This window comes from Castellaniella sp. (genome assembly GCF_041677825.1).
Classification (GTDB): Bacteria; Pseudomonadota; Gammaproteobacteria; order Burkholderiales; family Burkholderiaceae_B; genus Castellaniella.
The window spans coordinates 19,086-38,212 of the sequence record NZ_JBAYPG010000003.1 but is presented as its reverse complement, the minus strand read 5'-3'; the positions used below and the strand labels follow the sequence as shown (position 1 = coordinate 38,212).

Annotated in this window: 15 protein-coding genes and 1 tRNA gene; 1 reads left to right on the top strand and 15 read right to left on the bottom strand. The window is 62.6% G+C overall.

What is annotated here, in order from left to right; translation table 11 throughout:
* Positions 1-2: 2 nt before the first annotated feature.
* From WCY17_RS02130 to WCY17_RS02060, 15 genes are all read right to left on the bottom strand, one after another.
* The gene (locus tag WCY17_RS02130) at positions 3-1,136 is read right to left on the bottom strand and encodes an SMP-30/gluconolactonase/LRE family protein (protein WP_372700521.1); all 1,134 of its coding nucleotides are present in this window, start codon (positions 1,134-1,136) and stop codon (positions 3-5) included.
* A 48-nt stretch (positions 1,137-1,184) separates the two neighbouring features.
* Positions 1,185-3,338: an ABC transporter permease gene (locus WCY17_RS02125; RefSeq protein WP_372700520.1), complete on the bottom strand. Its 2,154-nt coding sequence runs from the start codon at positions 3,336-3,338 to the stop codon at positions 1,185-1,187.
* 132 nt (positions 3,339-3,470) lie between these two features.
* Positions 3,471-4,451 carry a sugar ABC transporter substrate-binding protein gene (locus WCY17_RS02120; protein ID WP_372700519.1) on the bottom strand — a complete coding sequence of 327 codons (981 nt, stop codon included), beginning with the start codon at positions 4,449-4,451 and terminating at the stop codon, positions 3,471-3,473.
* A gap of 100 nt (positions 4,452-4,551) precedes the next feature.
* A complete protein-coding gene (locus WCY17_RS02115) occupies positions 4,552-5,541 on the bottom strand; it encodes an ABC transporter permease (protein WP_372700518.1) in 990 nt (329 codons plus the stop codon).
* 199 nt (positions 5,542-5,740) lie between these two features.
* Positions 5,741-6,226: a DoxX family membrane protein gene (locus WCY17_RS02110; RefSeq protein ID WP_372700614.1), complete on the bottom strand. Its 486-nt coding sequence runs from the start codon at positions 6,224-6,226 to the stop codon at positions 5,741-5,743.
* Between the two features lie 235 nt (positions 6,227-6,461).
* Positions 6,462-6,538: transfer RNA gene (locus WCY17_RS02105), tRNA-Arg, on the bottom strand.
* Positions 6,539-6,589: 51 nt separating this feature from the next.
* The gene (locus WCY17_RS02100) at positions 6,590-7,588 is read right to left on the bottom strand and encodes an FAD:protein FMN transferase (RefSeq protein ID WP_372700517.1); all 999 of its coding nucleotides are present in this window, start codon (positions 7,586-7,588) and stop codon (positions 6,590-6,592) included.
* Complete coding sequence (locus WCY17_RS02095; RefSeq protein ID WP_372700516.1) at positions 7,585-8,166, bottom strand: nitrous oxide reductase accessory protein NosL; 582 nt, start codon at positions 8,164-8,166, stop codon at positions 7,585-7,587. Before WCY17_RS02095 ends, WCY17_RS02100 begins: the two co-directional genes overlap by 4 nt.
* Complete coding sequence (locus WCY17_RS02090; protein ID WP_372700515.1) at positions 8,163-8,993, bottom strand: ABC transporter permease; 831 nt, start codon at positions 8,991-8,993, stop codon at positions 8,163-8,165. The genes WCY17_RS02095 and WCY17_RS02090 overlap by 4 nt, the downstream gene beginning before the upstream one ends.
* Positions 8,990-9,892, bottom strand: a complete 903-nt coding sequence (locus WCY17_RS02085) for an ABC transporter ATP-binding protein (protein WP_372700514.1) — start codon at positions 9,890-9,892, stop codon at positions 8,990-8,992. Before WCY17_RS02085 ends, WCY17_RS02090 begins: the two co-directional genes overlap by 4 nt.
* Entirely contained in the window at positions 9,889-11,175 is a 1,287-nt protein-coding gene (locus tag WCY17_RS02080; RefSeq protein WP_372700513.1) for a nitrous oxide reductase family maturation protein NosD, read from the bottom strand. The genes WCY17_RS02085 and WCY17_RS02080 overlap by 4 nt, the downstream gene beginning before the upstream one ends.
* Positions 11,176-11,180: 5 nt before the next feature.
* Complete coding sequence (gene nosZ, locus WCY17_RS02075; protein ID WP_372700512.1) at positions 11,181-13,082, bottom strand: TAT-dependent nitrous-oxide reductase; 1,902 nt, start codon at positions 13,080-13,082, stop codon at positions 11,181-11,183.
* A 45-nt stretch (positions 13,083-13,127) separates the two neighbouring features.
* Positions 13,128-15,521, bottom strand: coding sequence for a 4Fe-4S binding protein (locus WCY17_RS02070; protein WP_372700511.1), 2,394 nt, complete (start codon positions 15,519-15,521; stop codon positions 13,128-13,130).
* A gap of 84 nt (positions 15,522-15,605) precedes the next feature.
* Positions 15,606-16,232, bottom strand: a complete 627-nt coding sequence (locus tag WCY17_RS02065; protein ID WP_372700510.1) for a DNA-3-methyladenine glycosylase — start codon at positions 16,230-16,232, stop codon at positions 15,606-15,608.
* Positions 16,233-16,234: 2 nt separating this feature from the next.
* Positions 16,235-17,278, bottom strand: a complete 1,044-nt coding sequence (locus WCY17_RS02060) for an adenosine deaminase (RefSeq protein ID WP_372700509.1) — start codon at positions 17,276-17,278, stop codon at positions 16,235-16,237.
* 102 nt (positions 17,279-17,380) lie between these two features.
* Here WCY17_RS02060 and WCY17_RS02055 point away from each other — a divergent pair, with 102 nt between their 5' ends.
* Positions 17,381-19,018 (top strand): acyl-CoA dehydrogenase family protein, encoded by a 1,638-nt coding sequence (locus tag WCY17_RS02055; RefSeq protein ID WP_372700508.1) that lies wholly within the window; start codon positions 17,381-17,383, stop codon positions 19,016-19,018.
* Positions 19,019-19,127: the final 109 nt, after the last annotated feature.

The window sequence follows — 19,127 nt, the reverse complement described above, 5'->3', positions numbered from 1 at the left end:
GTTCAGGTCTCCGCCTTCGCGGGGCTGTTTTCGGGTGAGATCAGGATGCATCCGGCGCCCACGGACAGGACCACCGTGCGCCCGTTGCACAGGGTGTCGGCACTGGACAGGCCGTGGCGTATGCCGCCTGCGCGGCAATGCATCGAGTCCGTGATCTGGCCCTGCCCGTCGAGCTGTGTCAACAGCCCGTAGGAACGCGCCGGGGCCCATGGTTTTTCAATGCCCAGGGCTTTCATGTTGCCATATTGCAGGGGCTCGAGGTTGGACTTCCCGGACGACAGGGCCGGGCGGATCCATAATTCCGGCGCGCATTCGGCCAGCATGCGCGTACGGTAGCGGTCTTCGCCGAGCACGAACTCGACCAGCTGTGTCCTGAGTGCAAATATGGACAGCCAGTATCCGCCATCCGCGCGTGCCCTGATGCGCCCCGGGTAGCCCGGCAGGTTGTTGAGCACCGTCGCCATGGCCGATGCCTGCGGTTGTGCATGGCCCCTGAATTTCAATACCCGGTGGTTCCAGCTTTCAGTGACCAGCAGGGTCGTGCCGTCGGGACTGGCAGCCACCCCGGAGGGGTAGGCCAGCCCACTGTGCAGCGTGGTGACCTGGTCATCGAAGCCCCAATAACCCAGTGAACCGGAGACGCCTTTGTCGAACAGGTCCCTGACCCAGTCGGCAGTGGCATGTTCTGTACTTCCGATGGTGAAGTACACGCCCTTGCCATCCGGGGCAGCCGTTATTGCCGTCAGGCCGCAGAGCTCAGGCTGGCACACACGCGCCTGGACCGACAGGCCAGGGGTCGGGCCGGAATCAAGGGTAGCCTTGAGCAGTTCGCCGTTGGCCAGGCCGATGACCACGTGACCATCGGGCAGCGTTGCAAGTGCGTTGATGGCCGCAGCGAAGCGCTGGACCCGTGTGGCCCCGACCTCATGGTGCAGGTACAGCACGTCGCCATCGTTGTACACGAATTGGTTCTGGCCGTGCAGTACGGCCAGATCCGTGGGCTGCGCGAGGCCTTCGACCAGCGGCACCCAGTCGTCGAGCCGGTTGTTGGGGGCCAATACGCCATCGAGCGGTGGAATTGCCCTGGAGCTGTCGCCGTCGAACAGGGAATGAATGTAGTCCATTACGCGGGACATGCCGTGGCTCCGTCTCGGAAAATGGGTTCGTGATTCATGGGCCTGGGATCAGGATGCATGGGTCTTGCCCCAATAGGACTCGCTCGAGATCCAGGCGGGGTCGGCGCCCTCGAGCCGGATGCGGCCGATACGGTCGTTGTCCAGGCCCCCCAGATACAGGTAGCCACGGTCTTCGCGCATCGAGGTGACCGTGGGATGGGCCAGCCCGCTGGGATCCCAGTAGGATTCCCGGGGCCTGAATTCGGCATCGAGCTTCACGACGCAGCCGTTGTTCATGCAGGGGATCAGCCATTCGTCCTGTGGCAGGCGTTTGATCATCCGGATCCTGAAACCGGGCTCCTGCATGGCGATGTCATAGGCCGTCGTGCGCATGGCCACCAGTGCAATCCAATAGCCGCCGTCGGATGCGCGGTTGATGTTGTCCACGCCACCCGGCAGATTGGCCAGCAGAACCTCCCGGGTGCCTTTTCTGGGGCCGCTGAGCCAGTACCTGGAGATGCGCATGGCGAATGTCTCGGCGAAGATCACAGCCGTGTTGTCATGCGTGACGCAGATGCCGTTGCAGAACACCAGGTCGCGCAGCAGCGTCTTCGTTTTCTGTGTGGCCGGGTCGTAGCAGATCAGACGCCCGGTGCCGCGGCCCTCGAGCCCGTCCACCGCCCACTGCTGCAACTCGAAGCGCGTCGAGCCTTCGCTGAAATAGATCTTGCCATCCGGCCCGATATCGACGTCATCGGTCAGCCTGAGCATCGTGTCGTCGATGATGGTGGGGCCCCGGTTGGTCTTGTTGGTCAGCTTGCTTACCTGCCGGTCGGGCGAAATGCTGTACAGCCCCATGCCCGAGACGCACACCACCAGATTGTCGTGGCGGTCGAAGGCCATGCCCAGGGGCCTGCCGCCCGTTTTTGCGAAGATCTCCTGGTGCTCGAAATCGGGGCCGCTGAAGCGGAACACCAGACCACGCCGATCGACCGCATACAGCCGGCCCTGGCGATCGAGGATGATGTCTTCGGGCCCTTCGATCTGCCCGCGGCCAATCGCCTGTGCGCCACTGAGGCGATCGTTCATCGCAAAGGGATTGCCAGCCCCCGGACGGGTGTCCGGCAAGGGGCCATAATCGAGGAAAGTGGGGTTGATGTAGCTTTTCTGTACGGCATTTTGCGTGTGCTTGGACCACTTCGTGTCGATGCCCACCGCCACGAGCAGGATCAGCCCGTTGATGGTCGCCGCCACCCCGCTCGAGAGGCCCAGCTGCGCCAGCGTGTTGGTGATGAGGAAAATGATGCCGCCACCGATCAGGGCCCGGCCCACGGAACCCCCGCCGCCGCTGAAACTGATCCCGCCGATCATGGCGGCGGCGAAGGTCTGCAGTTCGAGACCCATGCCCACCGAAGAGCCGGCATCATTCAGCAGGGCCGCGTTGAGCGTGCCGGCAATGGCGCACAGCATGCCGGATACGCAGTAGGTGAGAAAAAGTACCCGCTCTACGTTGATGCCGGCATTGCGTGCCGAACGCCTGCTCGCCCCTACGGCGAACAGATGGGTACCGACCGGCGAGCGGCTCAGCAGGATGTGCGCGATGATGGCAAAGACGATCAACACGATCACGCTGGGCGGGATGAAGCCGACCGTGCCGTTGCCCAGCCACTCCCAGACGCTGTCATCATCGGGCTGGGACGAGGCAATATCGGTCGCGTAGGCCGAAGTCAGCAGGTTGTAGACCCCCCGGTAGATGATCAGCGTGACGATGGTGGTCAACAGGGCCCGGGTGCGCAGAATGCCGACGAAAAACCCGTTGATCGCGCCCAGCAGCAGGCCGACCAGCAGGGTGATGGGGAAAATCGTGAAGACGTCCATTTGCAGGACGTTGGCACACAGCAAGGCGGTGAAATTGCAGAGCGCGAAAATCGAGCCCACGCTCAGGTCGATGCCACCCGAACTCAGGCTCAGGCTGATGGCCATGACCACGAACAGAAAACTGACCGCCAGACGCGAGATGTAGTCCAGGTTGAAGGCTGACAGATAGGTCGGGATCAGCGTCACAGCCAGCCAGAAGATCACGACCAGCGTCAGAAACGGGATGGCCGGGCCCAGCCATGATTTCTTGAACAGGTCGGCGAAGATCTGGCGGGCCGACCAGCGGTAGCGGAGCCGGAGCAGGGCGTGCGGCAAGGATCGGGTGCTTGTGTTCGTATTGGACATTGAAAGCCGGCAAGTCGTGCAACGCCCGGGTGTCAGTGGCTGCGATGTTCACCTGGGCGCTGATTCAGGAAAATGGCCAGGTTCACTGGCCTTCCGGGAGTGGGTGCCTGGTGGGCTGGTGCCCCCTCTTGGCTACTGACAGCCGGCGTCCTTCAGCGTGTCTTTGGAGATCTCGATACTGGGCGTGTAGATGGTGGTAGTGACCGAACCGGGCTTCAGGCCGCTTTGCATCAGGTACTGGGCGATGGTCATGAACTGGATCGCCTGCTCTTTTGCCTGGTAGCTGAAATTCTTGTAGATTTGCCCGTTTTCTGCATACTTGCAGGCAAATTCGCCCCCGGCACCGGCAGAGATCAATTTTGTCTTGCCCGTCAGCCCGGCCCGCTCGAGTGCACGGGCTGCGCCAATGGCCTCGCCGTCGTACTCATCGAGAATGGCGCACAGATCCTTGTGGGCATCGACGATGGTGGATACTTTGTCGAAGTCCGTTTTCGGATCCCAGTTGACCACCTGCTTGGTGACCACGTTCAGTTCCGGGTGCTTCTCGATTTCGGACAGCATGCCGTTCATCTGGTCGATGCTGAACTGCGAAACCAGTGAACCGGTGACGATGGCGAGATTCTTCGATGGCGCATCGGGTGCGAGACACACTTCTGCGGCCGCCTTGCCCATCTTGGACCCCAGGTTGTAGGCATCCACCCCGATGAAGGCATCGCTGGCATACGTCGAGCCCATGTTGATCTGGATCACGTAGATGCCGGCCTTGTTGGCCTGCTTCAGGATCCGGGCCAGGGCCTGCCGGTCCGGATTGTGCACGATGATGACATCGGGTTTCTTGGGGATGAGCGAGGCGATCATCTGGTTCTGTTTCTGTACATCCAGATTCGGGTCCAGCGTGGTGAACTCGATGTTGGCTTCTTTGGCCCGGATTTCCAGCTCATCCTTCCAGATGTTCATGAGCGGCAGTGACAGGCTCACCGGTATGTATACGACGGATTTGCCCTCGACATCCTTGGCCCATTGCTCATGAGGGGCATCCTTGAGCTGGGCGCTGGCCGGGATGGATGCCGAGCATCCCAGAATGGCAATCAGACTGGCTAGTATGTACCGCATTGTTGTGTCCTCTCTTGTTTCAGTTGAAATCCTGCTGGCCCTGTGTTGCCGGGGCTTCTGCTTGCCATGCCGATGGCATGTACGTCAGGGGGGCGATGGTTCATTCTCCTTTTCTGGCGGTTTCTTCATTGCGTGGATGAAGCCGGTTGTCGATCACGATGGCCGCAAGAAGCACCAGCCCCCTGGCCACATCCTGCAGGTCGTTGTTGAGATCGAGCAGCGTCATGCCGTTGAGCAGCAGGCCGATCAGGATCGCGCCCAGCAGCACCGAAAAGGGCGTGCCGCGTCCACCCACCAGGCTGACCCCGCCCAGCACGACGATCAGGATCACATCGAAGATCATGGTGCCTATCATGACGCCCGCATCGATGTTGTGAATGGTGGATAGAAAGACGATTCCGGCGATATAGCCAAAGATGGCGCAGAACGTATATTTGAATATGGTGTACAGGCGCACCGGTACGCCATTTTCGCGCGCCGTGCGGCTGTTGTCGCCAATGGCATACAGCGTGCGACCTACCGTGGTGTGGCGCAGCAGCAGATACAGAATGAGCACCAGTGCAATGAACAGCAGGGTGGACACCGGGATGGCAAATACGCGCGCGCTCAGGAATACAAAAAACGGGGAGTCCGCCACGGCGTCATCCAGGTAGAGACGGAAGGTGGATTTGAACAGCAGGACCCGTGCGACCCCGAAGATCACCAGGTTGGTGGCCAGGGTCGCGAAGAACGCCGGTATTTCGATGTAGGCGATGATGTAGCCGTTGATGACGCCGATGGCCACGCAGACCAGCAGACCCACCAGCAGTGAGGTCGAGATGGGCCAGCCGGTGTTCATCAGCAGCACGGCCAGACCGCTGCCGGCCATCGCCGAAGCCACCTGGGACAGATCGAGCCCCCCGCCGATCACCACGATGGACGCCCCCAGCGCCAGGATGCCGACCACGGTGACCCGCTCGAGGATCTGCGAGAAATTGCCGATGGTATCGAAGCCGGGTACGGTGAACAGGAAGATCACCGACAGCAGGACGGCCGCCCCAAATACGATCTGTTCCTGGGATAGCTGGGAAAGGCGTGTCGATATCTGCATGGGATGGGGCGGGGCTGCCTGAGGCCTCTTGTCTCGTGAAATTTTATGCTTGAGCTTTTTGTTGAATTTGGCTTGATTGTACTGCTCTCTGGCCAGGAATCAACATGGAGGCCCCTGTCTTCGATCGTGTGCAGGCTTGCGCCACAGGCATCGGGGGCGATGGCCGCGCTGATTGCGTGGCCTGCCCAGCGGGTCCGGTTCAGCCGATCAGTGCCCTGATCTGTGGGCATGACTGGGCCAGTGGCTGCTTTGCCAGCCAGCGATCCAGACCAAATGTCTGGCCGGCCCTGGTCTGGATCAGCAGCAGCAACACGCCCGCGTACACGATGTGATAGTCCAGGATGAAATTGTTCGTGTCGCCGATGTACGGCCAGTCCATATGCGCAGTCCAGTACAGGATCATCAGCAACACGCCAAATGCGGCACTGACCCGTGTGAGCAGCCCCAGGATGAGCGACAGGCCAATCAGCAAATGGCCGTATCCCACCAGAAAACTGACCACAGCCGCCAGGGGCGGCGCCGCGAAGACGGCATAAATGCCGTTGAACGTTCTGGTATGGGACAGAAAGCCCGCGACGCTCCAGCCTGGATCGAATATCTGGTGGCTGGCCGCGTATAGAAATGTCCAACCCATGGCCAAACGGAAGAACAGGACGAGTCCTCGCCCCAAATCTGCATCCTGCATCATTGTTGTCTCCAGTGGTTTCAATAACCACAAAAAATTCATGGTCATTGAAATCTTACCGCCAAATGCGAGCCCATGCGCGTGGCGCCGCTCATCGATCTGATGGCCATCATGCGCCACGCCCGGCTCCATGCCATCGCCGGCGAAGTCACGCAAAAGTCACGCAGGCAAAGAAAAACCGCCTAGGGATTGGAGCCCTAGGCGGTTCTAACTAGCTGATAACACTAGTAAATTCTGGCGCGGCTGGCAGGATTCGAACCCACGACCCCTTGGTTCGTAGCCAAGTACTCTATCCAACTGAGCTACAGCCGCTTAAGAGGCGACATCATACCATGATCTTTGCAGGGCATGTTGCGCTTTTGCCTAAGCCAGATACTGCAGACTGTGGCCCTGTTCGGGCAGTAGCCAAGCCTGGATTGGCAAGCGTTCGACTATACCACGGATTTTTGCTTCCGGCATGTGCGAGAAGGCGGTGGACAGGGCGTCGGCCGTGGTGGCATCGGCCGCGCGTACGGTTACGCTGCGCCACAGCGGCACCGCGCTGCCCGACCGGGGGTTGAACAGGTGCGTGAAGCGCCCGCTGGGATCCAGCGGGGTGCCGTAGCCCCCGGATGTGGCCAGCGCTTGCGTTGGGCCATCCAGGGGCAGGATCTGCAGCAGGTGGCCAGGCTGGTCGGGGTCCGCGATGCCGGCGCGCCATGGACGGTCCGCACCGGGGGCGCCCAGGGCGCGGGTTTCACCCATGTCGACCAGTGCGCGGTCCAGCCCGTGGGCCTGCAGCAGTTCAGTGACGCGGTCGGTGATATAGCCCTGGGCAATGCCGTTCAAGGTCAGGGCCATGCCGGGGCGCTCCAGCGCGATGCCATCGTCATCCAGCCGGATGGCGCGATAGTCCACTTGTGCCAGAGCAGCCTGCAGGGCACCAGGGTCCGGGGGCAGGGCCTGGCCAGTGCGCGCATGGGTTGCATAGAGTGCCCAGAGTGGCTGGACGCTGGGATCGAAGTGGCCCGCGGTCTGTTCGGCGAAGGCCAGCGCGCGGGTCAGCAGTTCGGCCAGTTCGGCGGGTGGCAGGGCCAGGTGGCCGTCGCGATTCAGGCGCACCAGGGCGCTGTCTTCACGGTACAGGCTGAATATGCGTTCGAGCCGGTGTACTTCGGCGACCGCCATGCGCACCAGCGCTTCGGCGTGGCTGCGATCGGGGTGCAGGATCTGCAACTGGGCGTCGGCACCCAGCGCAACCCCGCGCCAGATGACGGGTTCGGGTATGCGCAAGGCCGCATGCAGTGGCGCAGTGCCCAGCAGGGCGCTGCTGGCTGCCAGGATACCGAGAAATCGGCGGCGGGACGGGGTGGCGGGTGTCATGATGGGGGGACTCCGGCTGGTTGGGGTGCCGCTGGGCGGTCGGCCGCTACGGGCTCGACATAGCGCAGCACATAGTCTTCGGGCATGTCTTCGAAACCCAGGACGCGTCCGCCATGATCCCGTACAAAGGCCTGGGCCTGCTCCAGGTGCTCGAAGGGCAGGGCATCGGGCGCGCCCATGGCACCCACGGTATCGCTTTCGATCACATAGTGGGCGCTGCGGGCATCGATCCAGGCCTCATCGGGCGGGTTGCCATCGACGCCGGCACGACCCATGTCCTGGACATAGATGGCGACGATGGTCTTGGGCTCTTCGGGCAGCAGAGTGTAGGCGAACACCTCGCGTATGGTTGAAAACCACACGGGCTGTTTTTGATCCCGCAGCAGAATCTGGCCCTTGGGCCCGATGTGCTCGACAAGAAACATGCCGCAATAATGGCCGATGGCGTCGTCGGTCATTGCGCTGGGCGCCGGTGGGGGCGAGCCCGTGCCCTGATCGCTGCAGCTTGCGAGCAACAGGGCAACAAGGCCCGTGGCGCCGGCCGCCAGCAGCCTGCGGGTGACCAGTCTGTGCCTCATAGCGCCCTCCGGTTGAACACCCAGGAGGCCAGCGCCAGAGGCAGGGCGATCCACAATAGCTGAACCAGCAGCAGGGTCATGGCCGACAGCGTCACCTGGCCGCTCAGGCCGGCCATGCCTGCGTACATGGCAATATTCTCATGACCGGTCAGGTTGAGCAGGCGATAGACATCGGCCGGGTTGAAGAGCAGGATCACATTGAGGGCCGCATCCGTGATCAGCCGCCCCTGATCGGCCACCAGAATGCCCAGCAGCACCATGTCCTGGATCACCACCAGAAACAGCCATACACCGATGGCCAGGCCCGCGGCCGTTGCACGCTCTTGTACCAGGGCGCTGATCAGGTAGCCCAGTGCCAGAAAACTGGCACCCAGCAGGATGCTGGCTGCAATCAGCAGGCCAAACGGGCCCCAGGCGGCAGGATCGAATTCACCGTGCGCGGCCTGCAGTGCCACCCCCGCCACCCCATAACCCAGGAAAGTGGCCAGCGACAGGGTCGCCAGATGGCCAAGGAACTTGCCGGCCATCACCTGATGGCGCGATACGGGGTAGCTGAGCAGCAAGGCCATGGTGCCGCGGTCGATTTCGCCGACGATCGCATCATACGAAAGCAGCATGGCAATCAGCGGCACCAGAAAGATCGACAGGCTCGAGAGACTGACCACGGTGACGGTCAGGGGGTCGACCTTCACTGAACCCGTGGGTGCACTGCCCAGGAAACCCAGTGACAGAGCCAGCATCGCAAGCAGCAGGGTCACGGCAAGCACCCAGCGATTGCGCAGGCTGTCGCGGATCTCTTTGCGAATCAGGATCAGGGTCGGGCTCATGCATCCTCCCGGTGCAGAAACTGGGCATACATTTCGTCCAGGCCTGGATGGTCGAGTTCCAGGTCGCAAATCCCCGGTATGTCATGCGCGGCCCGCAGGCTTGCGAGTTTGTCGCGTTCGGAACAGTGGCGCTCGAACCGCTGTGCGGCGATCTGGCGCCATTCGGGCAGGGGCTGTGCGGGCGGCGCCTCGAGCGTGATCCGGATGCGTACGGGCAGGTCGGCCTGATGGCGCAACTGGCTGAGGTTGCCATCGGCGATCTTCTGGCCTTTGCGCAGGATGATGGCCCGATCGGCCAGGCCCTCGAGTTCGGCCAGCGCATGGGTGGACAGCAGGATGGCGACCCCCTGATCACGCAGTTCGCGCACGATTTCGTAAAACAGCAGGCGTGAGGCCGGGTCGAGCCCGGAGGTGGGTTCGTCCAGCAACAGGATGCGCGGCTGGCCCAACAGGGCCTGGGCCAGCGCCAGCCGCTGGCGCATGCCCTTGGAATAGCCGCCCACGCGGCGGCGGGCGGCATCGGCGATGCCCACGCGTGACAGCAGGGCCGGATTGCCGGCCGGGCTGAGCCCTTTCAGCCGCGCATAGAACGCCAGCGTCTCGACCCCGGTCTGGGATGGGTACAGGGCCACGGTTTCAGGCAGGTAACCGATGTGCCGTCGGCTCCGGGCGGCTGCAGGGGTGCCCGGGGTTTCGCCCAGTACGCGTACCGTACCCGATTCAGGCCGGATTAGCCCCAGGATGAGTTTGATCAGGGTGCTCTTGCCGGCCCCGTTGTGGCCAGCCAGGATGACGCATTCACCCGGATCCAGATGCAGGCTGACCTGATCGACCGCGTTCAGCGCCCCGTACCGTTTCGTGACGGCGCGCAACTCGATTGGAGAACCAGTGACCGTCATGGCAGGGTCTCGTATTTGTGCCAGGTGCGGGATTCCGGGGCCGTCATCAGTGGTGCGCTGTCGACCACACCACCGGGCAGCAATGCCGGAAATTGGGACTGCGCCCAGCGCACGATGGTGACCGCCGGGCTGTTCAGGAGCAGACGGGCGCTGGGGGCGCGCCAGATGACCTGGTCGATGATGCCGTTGGGCCGGTAGGCCGTATCGCCAATGCCGTCGCCATCCAGGTCGAAGGCGGACAGGTCCGACCAATAATTGCCACGCCCTTCATGTGACCACTCGAGCACACGGGTGCCTACGTACTTGACTTGATTCTGATTCTGCATGAAGGCATTGCCATGGATTTCATTGCCTTCGGAGCCGGTGTAATGGACCCCGGTGGCACAGTCCTGGAAGATGTTGTCTGCCAGAAGATTGAAGTTCGAGTTGTATACGAAGACACATCGGTCGCCCTGCACGATCACATTGCCGGTGATGGTCGAGTCATCCGTGGCATTCAGCAGCAGACCCTGGGCTGCGCTGTCCACCGCGATGTTGTCGGTGACCACGAGGCGGCGCGAAAACATGATCGCATAGCCGATCTCATTGCCCAGTGACACGTTGCCGCTCACCTGGCTATCGTTGGTATACATATAGTGCACGGCATAGCGCAGGTGCCGGAATGTGTTGCCGGCGAACAGGTTTTCGCGGCTGTTGTTCGAGAAAATGCCATCGCGACCTTCGCTGATGTCGTTGTCCAGCACCTTCGAGCCCGGCGCATTCCACACGGTGATGCCGTTGCCGCGTTCGTTCACGCGCAGGCCTGTGTTGCCCACGATGCGATTGTGTTCCACCACGGCATCCTGGGCGCCCCACAGATAGACGCCAACGGAATTGTCCAGAATGTCGTTTTCCACGATGCGGGCGCGGGTGGCGAGCTTGTCGAGAAACACGCCAGCGTCCATGTCCGGCAGGCTCAGGCCGGAATGTCGTATGGTCAGGTGCCTCAGGGTCACGTCGGGGGCCTGTATCCAGACGCTGCGGCCCTTGCGTTCACCCAGGATGTGGGCGCTGCGGTCGGCGGGGCCCTGCAGGGTCAGCGCCTTGTCGATCACCAGGTTGCCGGCATATTCGCCCGCAGCCAGCCGCAGGGTGTCGCCTGGTTCGGCCGCTGCGATGGCCGCCTGCAGGCTGCTGCCTGCAGACACGTCGATGTCGGCTGCCAGGGCCATTCCAGGGGGGCCCGAGAGGGCCGCCCCGGCAGCCAGGACGGCCGCCGCTTTCAGGAATGGGACACTGGCCATGGTGCTCAGGTGTTCTTCGGCTTGACGTTCATCTGGCCGGACATCTCCATGTGCAGCGCGTGGCAGAACCATTGGCAGTAATACCAGTGCACGCCGGGGCGCGATGCGATGAAAGTGACCGAAGAAGTGGCCTGGGGGCCGACTTCCATGGCGATGCCATAGCCGCTGAGCGTGAAGCCGTGAGTCAGGTCTTCGATGCGTTCCATGTTGGTGACGAATACGGTGACCTCATCGCCCTCGTTGACTTCAAAGTTCGACAGGCTGAACACCGGGGCAATGGCGACCATGTAGACCCGCACCTTGTTGCCATCGCGGATCACATTGGCAGCCCCTTCGAGGGTGACCCCGTCTTTTTTGGCCCATTCGCGCGCGTCTTCCCACATCGGATCGTCGCGGTCCCAGATATGCTTGGGCCGAACGATGGAGCGCTTGACCAGCAGGACGTCGTGCGGTTCGGCAAAGCTCGGGCCATCGTGCACCAGCTTCATTTCGTCGCCCGAGATATCGATCAACTGGTCGTTTTCGGGCTTGAGCGGGCCGACATTGAGGAACCGGTCCTTGGAGAACTTGTTCAGGGACATCAGCCACTTGCCATCGGCTTCCTTGGTTTCGCCCATGGTGGTATGGTTGTGTCCCGGTTGATACTGCACATCGATCTTCTGGATGATGGGATCGACCTGTTCGCCCTTGTAGGCGCGTTTGGCCTTGTCGATGTTCCACTTGCACATCTGGCTGTCGATGAACAGCGTGGTGTAGGCATTGCCGCGCCCGTCGAAGGCTGTGTGCAGGGGCCCCAGGCCGAGTTCGGGTTCGGCCACGACCACATCGCGCTCGCTGATCTTGTCGTCGAACAGATCGTCGAGCAGGCGCACGTCGATCACCGTAACGGTGGGCGAGAGCTTGCCATTGAACACCACGTGGATGCCATCGGGTGCTGCATTGCAGCCGTGTGGCGAGTTCGGCACCGGGATGTAGCGGGTGTATCTGGACCCCTTGCGTCCGTCGACCACGGGCACGCCGTTCATCTCGGTGTAGTCGCCATTCTTGACGGCTTCCTCGATGCGCTTGATATTGAAGACCACGGCCCAGTCTTGCTCGTTGGCCGACATCTCGGTGACATTCAGCCCTTTTTCGGAGTTGTAGCACGTGGAGAACGAGTATTTGCCCTGATAATCGGCATCCGTATTGTCAAGGTTGCCGTCGACCAGCACCTGCCACGCGATCTCCATCGTGTCGCCGTCGATGGCGGTATAGATGGCCCAGTAGTTGTCCTTCGGGTTGTCCATGACCGTGCCGTCATTGGGCAGCGGCACGATGTGTTCGCCATTGCAGAACACATAACCCGTGCGCGGATAGCGTTGTGGGCGTAGCCCGTGGATGCCGTCGGCGTTGGGGATTTCAACGACCTTGTCGGTCTTCATCACGTCGCACCGAATGCGTGCGACCCGGGTGTTGGCCTTGTCGTTGACGAAGATGTAGCGCCCGTCGTAGGTACCGTCGGTAAAGGACATGTGGGGGTGGTGCAGGTCACCGTTGGGCAGCACGCCGCCAATGGTTTTCACGAACTCGCGGGTGGCGGGCGTGAGATTGCCATTCAGGATCTTCAGGCTCTCGTTGGTGCGGCCCCAGCCCGTGGCGCTGCACATGTTGAAGACGGGGATGCGCATCAGTTCACGCATGGACGGCAGGCCCAGAATGCGGACCTCGCCGGACTGCCCGCCCGAATTGAAGGCGTAATAGTCGTCGAGTTCGCCCGGTGCGACTTCGACGCTTTGCTGGCCCTTGCTGTCTTTGGCGCTGGCGGTCGTCAGGTGCGTGGCGCCGACTGCAGCAGCGCCGGTGACGGCGGCGGCGCCGAGGAAGCCGCGCCGGCTCAGGATGGGTTTCTCATTGGTGGAGTCTGACATGGAGGTCTCCCTGGGGTTGGATGACATGGCCTGGATGGGCCGCGGCTATGAAGAAGTGGATACTGCGGGGTGATCATCGGCCACGCGTGGACGTACGGTGGGTTTGCGCCGGGCGACGACTTCTCCCGGAATGGCCGTGTCGATCCTGGGCGCCGGCTTGTCCCGCTTGAGCCGGGCATTTTTCTGGATCAGATGCGGGCAGCGCTTTTCATTGTGGTACAGCTGCTGGCAATTCAGGCACTGGATGCACTCATTGGGATTGATGTCCCCTTCGGGGTTGATGGCTTGCACCGGACACTCGATGGCGCACAGTTGGCAGGGGTTGCCGCAGGTCTTGTAGCGGCGCAGCCAGTCGAAGATGCGCAGGCGGGCCGGGATGGCCAGGGCGGCCCCCAGCGGGCACAGGTAGCGGCAATAGAAACGTTCGATGAACAGCCCGGCGAGCAGCAATACCAGGGCAAATACCACGAACGGCCATTCGCGCAGGAACTTCAGGATGATCGCGGTCTTGAAGGGCTCGACCTCGGCGAATTTTTCGGCCAGGCCCAGCTGATACAGCGAGACGCCGAACAGCAACAGGAAGATGATGTACTTCAGGCCGGCCAGACGGGTATTCAGGCCATGCGGCACCTTGATCTGTGGCACGCGCAGCTTCTTTGCCAGCTGGTTGGTGAGTTCCTGCAGGGCCCCGAAAGGGCACAGCCAGCCGCAGAACGCACCCCGATTCCAGAAAATCAGGGACATCGCCGTCGCCACCCAGAGGATGAAGACGATCGGATCCATGAGGAAATATTCCCAGCTGAAATCGGTGCGCAGCGAGGTGGTGAAGGTCAGTACATTGACCACTGACAGCTGCGCTTGGGCATACCAGCCGATCCAGAACAGCGTGAAGAGCAGGAATACGGTGCGGAAGACCTTGTAGAACCGTTCGTGGCGTACCAGCTGGTTCTGGAAGAAGAACACCATGATCAGCGTGATGAGCGCGATCGAGATGATCACGATCTGCACCGTCTTGGCCAGCCAGATCTGTTCCCAGAGTGCCGGGCCCTCATCGTCGTAGAAATCATCGGTTGCCGCACCCTGATCGGCTGCCGTGGCCAGACCCGGTGCCACGGCAGCCGGGCCCGTGCCGGCTGGCGCTGCGGTAACGGCCTGTTGTGTGACCGGCTGGCTGTGGTCCACCGCCATGAAGGCATCAGGCAGTTGATAATCGAGCACGAAGGTCGTGAAGGCCTTTTCCTTCACGCTGATCACGCGTTGCACGGTCAGTTGCAGGCGCCAGGGTTCGGTGGGGTCGAAATCGGCATCTTCAGGTACGGTGAACAGGGCGATTTCCTTGAAGCCCGGCGCGCCGGCGGCCATCAGATCGGCGAGCCGCTGATGGTCGAGATCGGTGAAGCGAAAGCCGTTCTCGTTCTGGATGATTTCGATACGATCGAACACGCCGCCACGTACGTAGCCCGAGCCCTTGAACGAGTACGGCCCATTGCCGGCCACCAGAATGGCCTGCTGATCCGGCTTGAGGCGATCGCGCAGATAGTTGTATTCGCTGTCGCCCAGCAGGCTGCGGCCGATGGTCGGCACGCTGACCGGTGCGACGTACAGGTCGATGAACGTGTCGTCCGGGTCACCTTCTTCGGGATGATCGATGGCGCCCTGGCGGCCGCTTTTCACAAAGGCCTCATTCACATCGGCCACGGAGACGAACAGGTGGCCGACGGCGCCGTCGGCCAGCAGGGCATCCCAGGACTCGGTGCCGGTCTTGCTCATGTCGATGACTTTGTGCACCACCGGGGCGCTGTCCAGGGGGCTTTCCTGGCCGATGTGGTAGCGCCGCGCCAGCACCCTCACCGAGCGCGTGATGCTGTCGCCCACCACCATCAGGGTCACCGTGGCGCCGCTGACGATGTCGACCGGTGGCGGATCGCCGGGGCGGGGCGGGTTCTTGATGTAGTTCTTGCCGATGTAGCCGTCGATGAAGTGCTGGACCTTGGATTCTGGAATGCCGATGAGCACGATGGGCTCATGGTGCTCGACCAGTTTGGCAGCGACAATTTCGCCCTCGAGCGACAAGCCGATGAGGACGTCGATCGGCTTGCTGGAATAGCCGCGGGTGTTGACGATATCCGATGTCAGGTAAACATAGCCCAGAAGCCTGTCGCCCGCGTATGCGCGTGCGATCGGGGGGTCGCCCTCGGCTGGCCCCAGCCGGTCTGCGCCAGGAAATATCTCGGCGGGACTGACCTTGGTGAGAAAGTTGCCCAGGCGCGGCCCCTTGACCTGGGCTGTGCCGGAGATGCCGAACCTGAAGGCTTGCTGTTTGGGTGATTCGCTGGGCGCCTGGGTCTGCGCCAGGCTGGCGGACGAAATGATCGACGCAAGGCACAAGAGCGCCGCAGACAGAAATCCGAGTCGACCCTGAAATAATACTTTGAGCATGAGAAATCCGCCAGTCGGCAAAAGCATGCGGGTATAGTAGCGTTCTGTCGCATGCTCAGTCTTGCGCCAGATCAAGACCAGAGCTTATTTGCTGCGCGGGCGACGGCTGACTGCGGGGTGATTGGCGATGTGAAACCGCAACGGGCGGTTGGCCCATTCGGGGCCGGCGTAGTCCACGCCGATGCGCGGGCTGCTGACGATATGCGCCGGCGCTGGCGCCTGGTCGCGCGCCAGCCACAGCGTGTCGCCGCAGATGTCCAGGCCGTAGTGTTCCATGCTGATGCCCATTGCCCGACACAGGCGTCCCGGCCCGTTGGTGGCGGTGTCCAGCCCCTGTACCGGCGCCAGTGCGCGCAACAGCACAGCGGTGCCGCTGCCTTCGGGCCCGGTGACGATGTTCATGCAATGGTGCATACCGTAGATCAGATAGACGTACAGGTGCCCGGGCGGACCGAACATCGCGCGGGTTCGCGGTGTGCGTCCACGGGCGGTGTGGGCGGCCAGATCGCCCGGGCCCAGATAGGCCTCGACCTCGACGATCCGGCCCATGCGTTCGTGCCCGTCGATTTGGTGTACCAGCAGGCAGCCCAGCAGATCCCGGGCCACCTGTACGGCCGGGCGATCATAGAAATGGTGCGTCAGGCGTTGCCGGCGGCCCTGCAGGGCATCGCCGGCGGTGCGCAATTTGTCGAGCGGATCGCGGCCCGGCATGCTCAGGCCTGGCCCACCCGGGCCGCCAGTTGATCCAGCAGGCGTGATTTGTCGGCTGCGGGCAGAAACGATGCACGCAGGCTGTTGGCCATCAGCGTGACCAGTTCGTCGTGTGAAAGCTCGAGTGCGCGTGCTGCAGCCACGTAGTTGTCGAGCAGATAGCCGCCAAAATAGGCAGGATCATCGGAGTTGAGCGTGATGCAGGCGCCTGCGCGCAGCATGCGCGCCAGATTGTGATCTTCGAGCCGTTCGACGACCCCCAGTTTCAGGTTGGACAGCGGGCAGACCGTGAGCGGGATCTGCCTGTGGATCAGTTCCTGAAGCAGTTCCGGGTCTTCGCTGCTGCGCACACCGTGATCGATACGCTCGACGTTCAGTATCTCGAGGGCCTGGCGCACATAGCCGGCCGGGCCTTCTTCACCGGCGTGGGCGACCCGATGAAAACCCAGTTCGCCGCAGCGGGTGAAGACGCGCGCGAATTTCTCGGGCGGGTTGTCGCGCTCGGCCGAATCGAGCCCCACGCCAATCCATAGATCCTGATAGGCCTCGCGCAGCGGCAGGGCAGCTTCGAGGGTGTCCATGGCCTCGCGCTCACTGAGATGGCGCAGGAAACTGAGCAGCAGGCCGCTGCTCAGGCCCCAGTCCTGCCGCGCCTGGCGCAGCGCCGAAGCCAGGCCGGCAAACACCACTTTGATGGGAATGCCGCGTGACGTATGTGTCTGCGGATCGAACATGATTTCGGCATGCACCACCCCGTCGGCGCGCGCCCGCTGCAACCAGGCCATGGCCAGGTCATGAAAATCCTGTTCCGTGCACAGAACGCCTGCGCCCGCATAGTACAGGTCCAGAAAGGATTGCAGATCGGTGAATCGATAGGCGTTGCGTACGGCCTGAACATCGGGCCAGGGCAGGGACAGGCCGTTGCGCCGGGCCAGGTCGAACATCAGTTCGGGTTCGAGTGTGCCTTCGATGTGTACGTGCAGTTCGGCCTTGGGCAGCTTGCGCAGCCAGTGGCGCAGGTCGGTATCGTGGGCTGGCAGGGTCATGGCGGATTCGGGCGGGCTTGCGTGCTGGCATTATAGCGGCTGTGCAAGGCCGGGTATCCCGAGTAGACTGTCTCACAAGGTGGTTTGGCAGAGGGGTGAGTCATGGCACATGCAGCGATGGCGTCGGGGCCAGCGGCAACTGACAATCTGGTGCCCGACCTGCCGGCGCACAACCTGTTCGAAGCCTGTCCGGCGCTGGTCGAGGCGGTGCGGCGCACCGTGGGCGAGCAGGCGTTGCCCGATCTGCAGGCCTGGGGCCGGCGCCTCGGCAAGCCCGAGCTCTTCCGGCTGGCGGCGCAGGTCAATCGCAGCGGCCCGGTCCTGCATGCGTACGATCGGCTGGGGCGGCGTGTCGATGAGATTGAATTTCCGCCCGGCTGGCATGAGTTCCTGTCGCTGGCCTTTGCCCAGGGCATGCATGGCAGCGCCTGGACCGAACCTGGCCCTGGGGCGCATGCCCTTCGTGCAGCGCATTACCTCTTGCATGGGCAGGTCGAGGCCGGCTCGCTGTGTCCCATCACCATGACCAGTGCAGCCATCCCCTTGCTGGCCCGCGAAGACTGGTTTGCAGACATCCAGCCGCTATTGGCCAGCCGGGCGTATGACGCCACCGATCAGCCCCTGTCGCACAAACAGGGGATGATGGTCGGCATGGGTCTGACCGAAAAACAGGGCGGTACGGATCTGCGCCGCAACCGTACCCGCGCGAGGGCCGCCGAAGCAGGCTGGTTCCAGCTCACGGGCGAGAAATGGTTCATGTCATCGCCCACGTCGGATGCGCATCTCGTGCTCGCCCTCGACGGCGAACGGCATTCCTGCTTCTATGTGCCACGCTGGGGGCCGGACGCGCAGCGCAACGCCATACGTGTGCTGCGCCTGAAAGACAAGTTGGGCAACCGCTCCAATGCCAGCGCCGAAGTGGTGTTCGAGCAGGCCTGGGGGCGGCGGGTGGGCGAACCGGGCCGGGGTATCGCCACGCTGATCGAAATGGCTTCCTATACGCGCATGGACTGTGTGCTCGGCAGTACCGCGCTGTTGCGCCAGGCGCTGGTGCAGGCCATCCACCATGCCCGGCAGCGTCAGGTCTTCGGCCAGGTGCTGATCCGGCAGCCGCTGATGCAGCAATTGCTGGCCGATGTCGCGCTCGAGTGCGAGGCTGCGATCCTGCTGTGCATCCATCTTGCGCAGGCCTTCGATGCACCGGACGAGGCCAGCCAGTTCCTGCGTCGACTGCTCACACCAGCCGCCAAGTTCCGGATCTGCAAGCGGGTGATCGAGGCCACGGCCGAATGCATGGAGGTCTGGGGGGGCAATGGCTATATTGAAGATGGCCCCATGGCGCGTCTTTATCGCGAGGCACCCGTCAATTCCATCTGGGAAGGTTCGGGCAACGTCATGGGTCTGGACGTGCTGCGGGCTGCGCAGCGTCACCCCCAGGCCATGGAGGCATTTCTCACGGGGCTTGCCCGTGCCCATGACGAACCTGCGCTCCGGGATGGGGTGGCCCAGCTGCGCGCATTGCTCGCCTTGCCACCCGAAACACTCGAGCGCCATGCCCGACGGGTGGCCGATGGCCTGATCCTGCTGGTTCAGGCAGACCTGATGTGGCGTCATGCACCAGAATGGCTTGCGCGGGCCTTTACCGACAGCCGCCTGGCGGCAGGCGGCAGTGTGCTGTATGGCGCAGGCGCGGTCGAACTGCCGGCCGGGCGCCTTCTGGCACGTGCCTGGCCAGACTGAAATCATGTTCCGAAGCGTCGGCCGGCCTGAGCTGCGGCGCGCTGCGCGGGCTGGATCCCCACACGCCGGATCCGTATACAATAGGGCGCTTTGGCTTCACCGGCTGTGG